Raw genomic sequence first — 12,335 nt, forward strand, 5'->3', positions numbered from 1 at the left:
TTTCTAAAAATCAAAGAAAGTTTTTAAACGTTATGTTCAAGGTTTTGCTATCAAACGTGACAACCAAACCACTTAAAACTCGCTTCTCAGGTCTCCCTGAAGAAGTGGAGCGCATTTTAGGGAATTATCTCAAACCTGCAAGTCTTTTTTTCGATCTTTTGTTTGTTCGATTAAAAATTGAACTTTATGCTAGGTATTTGTACTAATAGTTAACTAGCGTTGCTATTTTCTGTACAAATGAACAGGAGATATACAATGCTTTTTCAACTATATTGATTTTCCAAAAATAAAAATGTCTGTTTGAATTAGGCAATATTTGCTTATTTAGAAAGATGTAGAGAAGTAACAATGAACAAATTAATTGCTTTATGGTTAATTTGTAGTTTTAGTGCTGGTGTTTTTGCAAAGGATTTTGCTGAAGATAAACAAGAACGTTTAATCGCTAATTTATTAAATCAACAAGTTAAGCAACAAATATCATTAAAAAATAGTATTAGCTCTATTTTAACTAATTATCCTGAACAAGTAGATATTGTTTTACAAGTAGCACTTGATGAATATCCATCACAATATAAAGCTATTATGTTAGGTGCTATGGAAGCTGAGCCTGTGCTAGCCTGTGAAGTTATCGAAATTGTGCTAAATGCCCAAGTTGCTAACGCCAGTGAAATTGTATCTATCGCTGTAGAAGCTGAGCCAGCTTACGCCCAAGAAATAGTCAGCGCTGCCGCTTTAAATAGTCCTGCTGATCTTGAGGATTTTGTTCGAATTGCTATTTTAACTGAGCCAGTAGTTTCACAAGCGGTTGTTACTAATGCTGCAACCAGTTTTCCTGATCAAATTTTGTCAGTTTTACTCGGTGCAATTAAAGCTGTGCCGGAAAAAGTCAGTATGTTCGTAAAAGATACTATCGCTCTTTTTCCAACTAACAGCGAAGCTATTGTGACTCATGCCGTCAACTCAAGCGATGAAAAACATACTAGTACAATCGTTAATACTGCGATACAAGCGGGGTTGGATGAGCAAGCTGCGATTAACGCCGCGATTGCTGGTGGTGCAAAAGCTGAAGAATTAGCACAGAATCAATAGTATCCAGATCTGTATCAATAAAAAACCAGCAAATTTGCTGGTTTTTTTAGTTTATCGTGACTGAAATTAAATACCATCGCCATCGGTGTGCAAACCACACTCTCTAGACATTCCAGAAAAACGAGTTTCGCTTTCTTCCATACCTAATGTCAAAGGTCGAGTACTATGAGTATCACCAACAGAAACATAACCTTGATCCCAAAGCGGGTGATAAGGTAAACCGTGTTTAGTCAAATATTGATGCACATCACGATTATCCCAGTCAATAATGGGGTGTACTTTAAATCGCCCTCTTAGAATACTTACGACCGGCAATCCTTCTCGGTGATCTGACTGCTGACGACGCACACCTGAAAACCAAGAGCCCGCTTGTAATTCATTCAAACCGCGTTCTAATGGTTCAACTTTATTACGACGATTGTATGACTTTAAAGACGCTTCGTCTTTTGCCCATTCCTCACCATACTTCGCCATTTGCCATGCCGCACTTTCTTTTGCACTATAAACATGAAGGTTTAACTTTAAACGATCCGTAAGCTGCTCAATAAATTGATACGTTTCAGGAAACAAATGACCAGTATCTGTAAGCAATACCGGAATATTACTATCAACCTGCGTTAACATATGTAGCATGACCGCCGATTGAATACCAAAACTTGAAGATAGAACGAACTTAGAAGGTAAGTTTTCCATCGCCCATTCAACTCGTTGCGTTGCATTCTGTTTTTCTAATAGCTCGTTCCACTGATTCAACCAAGGCTCAGGTAAAGAAGCAGGAAAACGGCTGTTAATCGGTGACTTAAGCGAAGTAATTTTCGCATTTGTCTCAATATGCTTAGTCATGGAAATCCCGTTTACTGACTTTAACTTCAGCGATAATGCCTACACGAATCACAAAATCACCAAATGCTTCGTTTGCTTCTCGTTCATTTACCCAACGAGCAACAAGGCTATCAATCTCATTCAAAATATCTTGTTCGCCAAGGTTTTCTTTGTACATTTTAGGCACACGGGTACCGATTAGGTTACCCCCTAAATGCATATTATATTTACCTGGCCCTTTTCCTACGAGCCCAATTTCAGCCAACATTGCACGTCCACAACCATTAGGGCAGCCGGTAACACGCAAAATGATACTTTCATCAGCCACATTATGCTTTGCTAAAATACTTTCTACATCTGTTACTAAACCCGGTAAGTATCGTTCGGCTTCCGCCATTGCTAACGGACATGTTGGAAAAGCAACACAGGCCATTGAATCTTTACGTTGTTTCGAAACGTCTTGGTCCATTAAACCATGAGCACGAGCAATTTGTTCAATTTGCGCTTTGTCTTCTTCAGCAACACCAGCAACAATTAGGTTTTGATTAGCTGTCATACGAAAGTCGCCTTTATGCACTTTCGCTAATTCAGCAACACCGGTTTTAAGTGGTTTACCTGGATAATCAAGTAAACGACCATTTTCGATAAATAAGGCTAAGTGATGTTTACCTTCAAAACCTTCTACCCAACCAATGTTATCGCCACGACTAGTAAACTTGTAAGGACGGCTTTCTTCAAAGATAATCCCAGCACGTTTTTCAACTTCCGCTTTAAAGACATCAGAGCCTACACGATCTAGCGTATATTTAGTTTTCGCATTTTTACGATTAACACGATTACCCCAATCACGTTGCGTGGTAACAACGGCTGCCGCAACATCTAAAGTATTGGCTAATGGTACAAAACCAAAATCATCAGCACGACGTGGATAAGTCGACTTATCGCCATGTGTCATCGCTAAACCACCACCGACTAACACGTTAAAACCTACAAGCTTGCCGTCTTGTGCGATCGCAACAAAATTTAAATCATTTGCATGCACATCCACATCGTTATTAGGCGGAATAACAACCGTCGTTTTAAATTTACGAGGAAGATAATTACTGCCTAAAATTGGCTCTTGTGTTTGTTCGCCTAATGGACCTTCAAGTTTTTCACCATCTAACCAAATTTCAGCATAAGCACGAGTTTTTGGTAATAAATGTTCACTAATTTTAGTTGCCCATTCATAAGCTTCTTGATGTAATTCTGACTCTACTGGGTTAGTCGTACAAAGCACGTTACGGTTCACATCACCAGCTGTGGCAATTGAATCAATACCGATACTGTTTAATGTTTGATGCATTAATTTAATATTCGGCTTTAATACCCCATGAAACTGAAATGTTTGACGTGTCGTTAAACGAATACTGCCGTAAGTCGTGTTTTCCTGCGCAAATTTATCAATCGCTAACCATTGCTCAGGTTTAATAATACCGCCGGGCATACGAGCACGTAGCATTACATTATGTAATGGCTCTAACTTTTGTTTGTTACGTTCTGCGCGAATATCACGGTCATCTTGTTGATACATGCCATGGAAACGAATTAACTGAAAATTATCGCCGTTAAAACCACCGGTTAGATGATCTGATAAATCTTGCTCAATTCCGCCACGTAAAAAGTTACTTTCACTTTTCAAACGCTCATTATCGGCAAGTTTACCTTCAACAACTAATGGGCCATGTTCTTTCGTTACATCAGTCATTAATATACATCCTTCTGAAAACGCTTCGCGTTTCGTAAATCTTTTAAGTATTGTTGAGCTTGCTCTGCTGTTAATTGGCCTTGCTCAGAAATAATATCGGTTAGGGCGATTTCAACATCTTTTGCCATCCGATTCATATCACCGCAAATATATAAATGTGCGCCACGCTCTAACCAAGCGAAAACTTCCGAGGCGTTTTCTCGAAGTCGGTCTTGCACATATATTTTATTTGCTTGATCACGAGAGAAAGCTAAATCTATTTTGGTTAATAACCCCGATTTAACATAACCTTGCCATTCAACTTGGTATAAAAAATCTTGTGTAAAAGTTTGATCGCCAAAAAACAACCAGTTATCACCTTCAGCATCGTTAGCTTCTCTTTCTTGCAAAAAAGCTCTAAAAGGAGCGATACCTGTTCCCGGACCAATCATGATCACCGGTGTGTTACCGTCACTTGGTAATCTAAAATTATCATTATGCTCAACAAACACTTTAACGGTGCCACCTTCTTCAAGGCGCTTGCCTAAAAAGCTTGATGCACCACCCGCTCGAATTTGACCATCTTTGTCATATTCCACTAGGCCAACCGTTAAATGTACTTCTTCTTCCATTTCAGCTTGGCTTGAAGCGATCGAATATAAACGCGGCGTGATTTTACGTAATGCATCAACAAATATTTGTACATCAACTTTTGCGGGAGCCGCTTTAATAACATCGACCACTTGATGATTAGCAGCATATTCACGCACAGTATTTTTGTCTTGAACAAGCGTAAGTAACGTTTGGCTCTGCGATTGTTCTGCCCAGAAATTTACGAAGTTTACAGAAGTTTGTGTTATTTCAAGTTTTGATGTTAACGCATCTAATAAAGAATATTTTTCATCACCAACTGTCACTTCATCGTTTGCAGAAAAGTCCAGTGCCGAAATTAATTCATTTACTAATTCAACATCATTTTCAAACCATACCCCTAATGCATCACCAGCTTGATAGGTAATACCTGACTCGCCAAGATCAATTTCGATATGTCGAACATCTTTAGCAGAGTCACGACCAGTAATTTTTTGACTTACGCTTAATTCTGCTTCGTAAGGATTTTGTTTTGTATATTGGCTGGTAGAGCCAGATGTTGGCATAACCACCACATTTGACGTCACATCAGCTTCACCTAATAATTCTTTCGTTTTAGAAATAATTTCTTGAGACCAAGCTGCAGCGGCATCTTCATAATCCACATCACAATCAACACGCGGAGCAATCTGTTTGGCGCCAAGCTTAGCTAAGTATTCATCAAAATCTTTACCTGTTTGACAGAAAAACTCATAGCTAGTATCACCTAATGCAAGCACACTATATTGTAAGCTTTCTAATTTAGGAGCTTTTTTAGACGATAAAAATTCATGAAAAGCTATCGCATCATCAGGCGCTTCACCTTCACCATTAGTACTAGCAACAATTAATAAGTGGGTAACATTTTTAATGCTTTTCGGTTTAAACTCACCCATGCTTTTCAGATCAACAGTCAAACCTTGAGCCGTTGCTTGATCCGCTAATGACTTAGCAACACCTTTAGCATTACCCGTTTGAGAACCGTATAAAATAGTTAATGTTGAAGATGCTTTAGTTCCAATAGCACTAGGCAAAGTTGCCACTGAAGATCCTTCACTTTTAGCCGCTAAATAGCCACTCGCCCAAGCAAGTTGAAGTGGTGAATATGTTCCAATCACTTCTTTTAGAGAACTTAATTGTTCTTCGTTTAACATGGTTTGATTTAAATTTTGCTGTTCTGACAACATTTCGTCAACTCGCCCATTTCAATATATGCGGTAATGATAGACGTAGTTAATGAAAAGCAAAAAGAATAAAAGAGGCTTTTTTATTCCAAAAATGAATATTGATTTTAAGGATGATTGACTGCCAGTCAAAGAATATCTAACAGAAAAATGAGAGAACCTTGTTGGTAAACCTCTTGTTGATTCATTCAACCTTACGATGTTACCCGTATTAATTACAAGTTAACCTTCACTTTAACTTACTGTTTACTATATAGATATTCTTTTAATATTAGCGATTTAAATACCTTTGATATAATCATAGATGTGTACTAGTATAGGCATTAATTATCTTATTAGCTGTTATTCGCTTCATGGATCGAATGCTTATCTATAGCAAGGTGTTATTCTGAAAGATTTTAAATCTAGTCTGCGCGGCCAACATTACTTTATTTCCTTACTTATTATAGTAATAGGAACCTTTATAGCTTTTAAACAACAGCAATCACACACTAACAGTATTCAAAAGCAAATAGATCAAGCATTAAACATACGAGTAAACTTTATTGCGAATGGCATTGTTGAGCGACTTAATCATTATGCATTAGGCATAGCAAGTTTAAATTCAGTGATTGCTTCATCTAACCTTGATCATGTAAATCACCAAGCTATTGGGTCATTTAGTCAGGCTCAACAATATTCTGTCCGATACAAAGGTGCGAGAGGCTTTGGACTTATCAAACCGGTTGCCGCTCAAAATGAAGCAACATTTATCCACCATGCTGCGCAAGATCGTCCCGATAAAGACTTCGCAATAAGGTCACTGTCTCAACATGTTAGAACCCGTTTTGTCATTCAATATATTTTTCCAGAAAATATTAATGAACAGGCAATCGGTCTTGATATAGGTTCAGAGTATAACCGAAGAACAACTGCTGAAAATGCCGCATTACTTGATAAAACTATGTTAACAGCACCGATTACTTTAGTTCAGGAATCGGGGAAAACTGAACATGGCTTTTTATTATTACAGCCATTGTACTTTAGTGAAAAACGACCGACGAGTGTAAATGAAATAGTTGACACTGTGTATGGTTGGACGTATGCCCCATTATTGATAGGCGAAATTCTTGAGACGGTTTCCCAACTTGGACAAGATAAACTTTCGATCACCGATGGCCAATTCGACATAGCATTTTTTGAAAATCATAAAGTAGAAAAGATCAGCAAATATTTCACTTACCAATCAGTCAATGTTTATGGCCGAACATGGCGAATAACACTGTTTGCTACTGACAAATTTTTACAATCTTTAAATCTACCTAATCAATATTTAGGAATGATGAACGGTTTACTTTTTACGTTTGTTGTACTGCTTTTATACTTTTTGTTGCATTTAACGCTATTGAGAAAAGCACAACAAGCTCAATATCAGATTGATCTTGCAAAAGCCCAAGAAGAAAAACTTAGTAAAACTAACACTGAACTGTCTTCTGAAGTCATAAAAAAGAGCCATGAACTTGAACATGCAAGAATACTCAATGATAGTATACTTGCTAGCGCTCCCTACTCGGTCATTGCTACTGATGCTGAAGGAATAATCCAAGTATTCAATCCAGCGGCAGAAAAACTTTTAGATTACCGTGCAGAAGAACTTATTCATAAACAAACGCCAGCACTTTTTCATTTAGAGTCAGAAGTGGTGGCAAAAGCTCAGCAACTTTCTAAAGAATTAGGAGAGAATATCTCGCCTGGCTTCCAAGTATTTGTTATTAAAGCCGAACGAGAAGGTTTAGATATCAATCAATGGACTTATATTAATAAATTTGGCAAACACATACAGGTACAATTATCCGTTACAGCATTAATAGGGTTAAAAGGAGAAACGTTAGGTTATTTAGGTATTGCTTACGATCTTACTGATACGTTAAAACATGAGCACGCGTTAGAAAATGCAATTACCAGCGCCGAGCAAGCATCACAGGCAAAATCTGAATTTCTTGCCAATATGAGCCATGAATTAAGAACCCCTTTAAATGGTGTATATGGAACAATACAACTGCTAAAAGAAAAAGAGTTAGATATTAGTGCCCGTGAATTAATCAACACAGCATATAACTCGACAAAATCATTGATTACCATTATTAATGACATTTTGGATTTCTCTAAAATTGAAGCAGGTAAACTTTCATTGGAATATGAAACGTTCAGTTTGCCTATTTTAGTTGAGCAATTAAACTCAGAATTATCTCTACTAGTTGAAAGCAAAAACGTAGCATTTACATGTCACAATCAAACCAAGCAAAATAATTGGCGTGGAGATGTAGTACGCATTCGCCAGATTCTCATCAACCTTATTTCAAATAGCATCAAATTTACCGAGCAAGGCAGTATTGAGCTGGTCGTAAAACATGTCCCAGACAAAGGTATTGTTTTTACAGTCAAAGATACGGGAATTGGTATTGAAAAAGATCATATAAAACGTTTATTTTCACGTTTCGAGCAAGCAGATTCCTCAACTACCCGAAAATTCGGTGGAACAGGTTTAGGCCTTGCGATAACACAAAGCTTAGTACAGTTAATGAAAGGAACCATAAGCGTAACGAGTGAAATAAACCAAGGAACCACCATTGACGTTTCGTTACCTTTAGAGGTTGCAACGGAAACTGAAATAAAAGGCCTTGCTCCCGTTGCAGAATTTCCTGATTTAACGGGGAAAACAATTCTCATTGTTGAAGATAATAAAATTAATCAACTGGTTATCTCAACCATGATGAAAGCTACCAAAGCTAACATTATCATTGCGAATAATGGTGTAGAAGGAATAGAAGCGTGCAGACAGCATGCGCCCGCACTTATTTTTATGGATATTCAGATGCCTGTTATGGATGGTTTAACCGCTTGTAGAAAAATAAAGTCTGAATTACCGAATCAGGTAATTATTGCCTTAACAGCCAATGCGATTAAAAGTGAACGGGATTTATATAGTGATTACTTTGACGGTTATTTATCTAAACCGTTAGAAAAAGAAGAGCTTATTAATGAGCTTAATAAGCACTAATTAGCATTATTTGACTTTCTAACCTAAATGAATTGGTACTACGATTGTCACCAAAGAATACGACTCACACTTAAAGACGTTACTTCTCTGCTTAATCATTTGGTAAAAATTAGTATTAATTAACCATTCAAGCCTATTTCATTGTTAGCTTAAGTTTGGGCTGATATTTGATGCCTAACAACCGGATAGCGTTCAAAATCTTCCCAATAATGAATACCGCCGATCATTTCTTTTACTGCAAAGCCTAGTGCTGCTAGCTTCATTGCTGCTTTCGTTGCGCCATTACAACCTGGCCCCCAGCAATAAACCACAAATTGAGTATCTTTGGGATAATTCGCCAAAGACTCAGCATTAAGTTCATTATGGGGAAAATTAACCGCTTTTATCGCATGACTTTTGTCATACGCTTCTTTGGAGCGCACATCCAATAAGACAAAAGGATGATTCCCTGTTTTTATATCGGCATAAACATCTGAGCAGTCAGTTTCACACCCTAACTTGGTCGTAAAATATTGAAATGCTTGCTCTGCATGTGCCGATGGATATAGCAGTACGTTTGACATTTTTCATCTCCTATAAAGAAATATACCGTTATTATGTTTGAGTTATACAATTAAGTGTTGTCGTTAAGTGTTGTGGTTAAGTGTTGTGGTTAAGTGAGTATCACTATAAAAGTACTTTGTTGATAATGTAATTCATCATTGCTGAACATCTCCTTCATAAAATATGAATTCAAGTTAGTCATCGAATGGCTTATATTTCATTCATCACGATTTATATCTTCGATAATTAAAGGATACCTGTGGAGTTTTATCATTTACGATCGTTTGTTGTGGTTGCCGAAACAAAAAATTTAACCCAAGCCGCGAAAAGATTATGTAGTACTCCGCCAGCAATTAGTGCTCATATCAAAACGTTAGAACAAGAGCTCGATACCACGTTATTTATACGAACGCCAAAAGGAATGACCTTGACTGAAAAAGGTCAGCTATTATTGGTTAAAGCACAAAAAACCTTAGATTCTGCAGTTGATATGGTCAATTTAGCGGCGGATAATCAGGATGAACTTATTGGCCATTTTCAATTAGGACTCAATCAAAATATTCAAGCGCTACGATGCACAACATTAGTGAATAACCTGATAGAGAATTGCCCAGGAATAACCGTACAACTGAATCAAAGCTCAACCGGAAAAATAATTAAAGATATTAAATCAGCACAGCTAGATGGCGGCTATATATATGGCGAAGTTCCTGAAGATTTCACCGCAATAGCGATAAAGAAAGTGGAGATCACCACTATCGCGCCGATAAATTTTGATCAAAAGCAATTAAATGATACCAATAACCTGGCAAGTTCACCTTGGATTACTATGGCGCAATATTGTCCGTTCGATAAAGAGCTAAAGCGCAAGCTAGGTACTAATATTCATGCGCAAGTTAACAGTGATCATGATCAATCGCGCCTAGAATTGGTCAAAAGTGGTTTAGGGTTAAGTTTTCTAGAGTTATCACTCGCTCAACCAGAGCAGTCAGCAGGTAATATTCAAATCATTCCTCAATTGAATTTTCAAATACCTTTATCCTTTGTGGTTTTAACGACTCGATTAAATAATCCGATCGTTAAAGCGATCAGACAAGAAATGAATATTTTGTGGGGGATATCTATATAAACAACATAATATTCCAAACACGGCCATTCATTAAAAGACGTATTGATTAATCACACGAAAAAGCTCATTTAAATTAATTGGTTTACCAATATGTCCTTCAAAACCATCGATAGCATATTGTTTGACATCATCAACGGTTACATTGGCAGTTAACGCGATAATAGGGATAGCCGGATATTTTTTCTTAATAAGATTACACGCTTCTCTACCATCCATTTCCGGCATCTGAATATCCATAAAAATAAGTTCAAACGTTTGCTCTGAGACTTTAGCTACCGCTTCAATACCATTTGATACTATGTGAATGTTAGCATTAGTATCTACCATTATTTTCTCAAATATTTTTTGATTGATTCGGTTATCTTCAGCTAACAAAATATTCATACCCGATAAATCTGGGGTAACCACTTCTTCAACATTTGAACCCATATTATTTAGGTGACTTGGCTTTAAAGGCAAAGTCACGGTAATCGATGTCCCTTTATTTAATTCACTTTCAACCTCAATGCTTCCATGCATTAGTTTTATTAACGATTGAGTAATCGAAATTCCTAATCCTGTGCCACCATACTTTCTTGTTGTTGAATTATCTGCCTGTTGAAAACGAGTAAAAATATTTTCAAGGGTTTCAGGTGACATACCAATACCGGTATCTTTTACCTTGATCATTACATCACCTTGCTCAGAGGTTGATAAAAAGATAGTTATCTTGCCATGCTCAGTAAATTTAAGACTGTTCGATAACAAATTAAGAATAATTTGTTTAATACGAATAGGATCACCTTGCCAACCTTCTTGGTAATGCTCAGCAGTGGTAAAAGTAATAATGTTTCCTCTATTTTGCGCAAGCTCCTTCGTTTCATTCAGTAAAAACTTAATAATTTGAGTTAAGTTAAAAGGAATAATTTCTATTGCAAGCTTGTCAGCTTCGATTTTAGAAAAGTCTAAAATATCATTGATAATAGTAATTAATGATGAAGAAGATTGTCGTGCTGTATTAATAAGATCTTTTGCATTCTCTGATACATTTTCATTTGCGAGTAATTGTAGAGCTCCCATCACGCCATTCATCGGTGTTCTGATTTCATGGCTCATATTCGCCAAAAAATTACTCTTTGCTTGGTTTGCTTTATCAGCAGCTTCTTTCGCTAAAGTTAATTCATGTTGAAAAAGTAAACTTTCAGAGAGATCACTGACTAAAGCAATGTAAGTAATATCGTTTTCAATTTCTGTTTTTGTTAACACCAGTTGAATGTCGATTTGACTACCATCAGCTGTATTCGCTTTAAATTGTTGGTGTTTCGCATCTTGATCATTATCATTGCTTAGGCTTTGATAGGCGAAATTGACTTGCGGAATCAAACTATTAATATTTTTGCCGACTAACTTTCCTTCTTCAACACCAAATAAAGCATGACTATTTAATGAAACTTGTAATATCTTTCCGGTGACATCAGTTATCAGCAACGCATCACCCAAATTGTTTAAAATAGCTGATTGGGTATGCAGTGCATGTTTAATTTTTTATGAGCCCCCAATAAATATGTAAATAGCATCCAATAAATAAATAGGCTAAAAAACATTAAAATTAAAATTAACAAAGACGATTGTAAGCTATTTGAAGAGATTGTTTGATTACGAAAACCTAGATCAGTTAAGTAACCTAAGGCGAGTATACTGGTACTCAAAGAGAATACTAAGAATAAGGTTACTTTTAGAGAACCCGCCATTAATGAAAAAGCTATTATAGAGGGAATAACAAAGACTACTTCGTCTCTCGCTCCTTCAAAAGCCCACATAAAACCAATAGCGACACAAAATAATAATAAGCAAAATAAGTTTTCCGCTAATTCTAATTTATCTTGTTTGAGTAAAATAGTTAACAGCTGTAGAAATGCAATGAAAGAAACTAAAATAGATGCGGTGGTAAAATCGGCGAAGTAAATTCGAGTAATTGAAAGAAGAAAAAGCGTGAACTGGGCAGCCCAAATGACATGCTTCATCTGCAATATCAAGTTTCTGTTTTGCTGTTGCTGTAAATCCATTTATCGCAATTTAATTATACAAATGTAATATTATAGTAGCAGAGTTTATATACGATGCCATTTTAGAAATACTATGCATTCAAAAGCTTTCATTATTTTTGCATAAAAAAAGGGGTAGCCATTGCTA

The 12,335-nt window shown here is 36.6% G+C and carries 10 protein-coding genes; 4 read left to right on the forward strand and 6 right to left on the reverse strand.

Going from position 1 to position 12,335, the window contains the following annotated elements; genetic code table 11:
* On the forward strand, window positions 1–206 hold a 206-nt coding region (locus tag RM573_RS10080; protein WP_311581203.1), incomplete at its 5' end, for a hypothetical protein.
* 142 nt (window positions 207–348) lie between these two features.
* On the forward strand, window positions 349–1,089 hold the full coding sequence (locus tag RM573_RS10085; protein WP_311581206.1) for a hypothetical protein: 741 nt from the start codon (window positions 349–351) through the stop codon (window positions 1,087–1,089).
* Between the two features lie 66 nt (window positions 1,090–1,155).
* On the opposite strand, the gene RM573_RS10090 is transcribed toward RM573_RS10085, so the two are convergent.
* From RM573_RS10090 to RM573_RS10100, 3 genes are read right to left on the reverse strand one after another with little or no spacing between them, the layout of a single operon-like run.
* Window positions 1,156–1,932, reverse strand: a complete 777-nt coding sequence (locus tag RM573_RS10090) for a phosphoadenylyl-sulfate reductase (protein WP_311581210.1) — start codon at window positions 1,930–1,932, stop codon at window positions 1,156–1,158.
* Window positions 1,925–3,658 carry an assimilatory sulfite reductase (NADPH) hemoprotein subunit gene (gene cysI / locus RM573_RS10095; protein WP_311581213.1) on the reverse strand — a complete coding sequence of 578 codons (1,734 nt, stop codon included), beginning with the start codon at window positions 3,656–3,658 and terminating at the stop codon, window positions 1,925–1,927. Before cysI ends, RM573_RS10090 begins: the two co-directional genes overlap by 8 nt.
* Window positions 3,658–5,454 (reverse strand): assimilatory sulfite reductase (NADPH) flavoprotein subunit, encoded by a 1,797-nt coding sequence (locus RM573_RS10100; protein ID WP_311581216.1) that lies wholly within the window; start codon window positions 5,452–5,454, stop codon window positions 3,658–3,660. The genes cysI and RM573_RS10100 overlap by 1 nt, the downstream gene beginning before the upstream one ends.
* A gap of 604 nt (window positions 5,455–6,058) precedes the next feature.
* Between RM573_RS10100 and RM573_RS10105 the strand changes: the two genes are divergently transcribed.
* A complete protein-coding gene (locus RM573_RS10105; protein ID WP_311581219.1) occupies window positions 6,059–8,491 on the forward strand; it encodes a CHASE domain-containing protein in 2,433 nt (810 codons plus the stop codon).
* A 149-nt stretch (window positions 8,492–8,640) separates the two neighbouring features.
* Here RM573_RS10105 and RM573_RS10110 read toward each other — a convergent pair whose 3' ends face one another.
* Entirely contained in the window at window positions 8,641–9,054 is a 414-nt protein-coding gene (locus tag RM573_RS10110) for a rhodanese-like domain-containing protein (protein WP_311581222.1), read from the reverse strand.
* Between the two features lie 239 nt (window positions 9,055–9,293).
* On the opposite strand from RM573_RS10110, the gene RM573_RS10115 reads away from it, so the two are divergent.
* Entirely contained in the window at window positions 9,294–10,163 is an 870-nt protein-coding gene (locus tag RM573_RS10115; protein WP_311581224.1) for a LysR family transcriptional regulator, read from the forward strand.
* Window positions 10,164–10,193: 30 nt separating this feature from the next.
* Here the strand turns inward: RM573_RS10115 and RM573_RS10120 are convergent, their stop codons facing one another.
* Window positions 10,194–11,630, reverse strand: coding sequence for an ATP-binding protein (locus RM573_RS10120; protein WP_311581227.1), 1,437 nt, complete (start codon window positions 11,628–11,630; stop codon window positions 10,194–10,196).
* A 17-nt stretch (window positions 11,631–11,647) separates the two neighbouring features.
* Window positions 11,648–12,208: a hypothetical protein gene (locus RM573_RS10125; protein WP_311581230.1), complete on the reverse strand. Its 561-nt coding sequence runs from the start codon at window positions 12,206–12,208 to the stop codon at window positions 11,648–11,650.
* Between the last annotated feature and the right edge of the window lie 127 nt (window positions 12,209–12,335).

This window comes from Thalassotalea castellviae, assembly GCF_031846185.1.
GTDB lineage: Bacteria > Pseudomonadota > Gammaproteobacteria > Enterobacterales > Alteromonadaceae > Thalassotalea_H > Thalassotalea_H castellviae.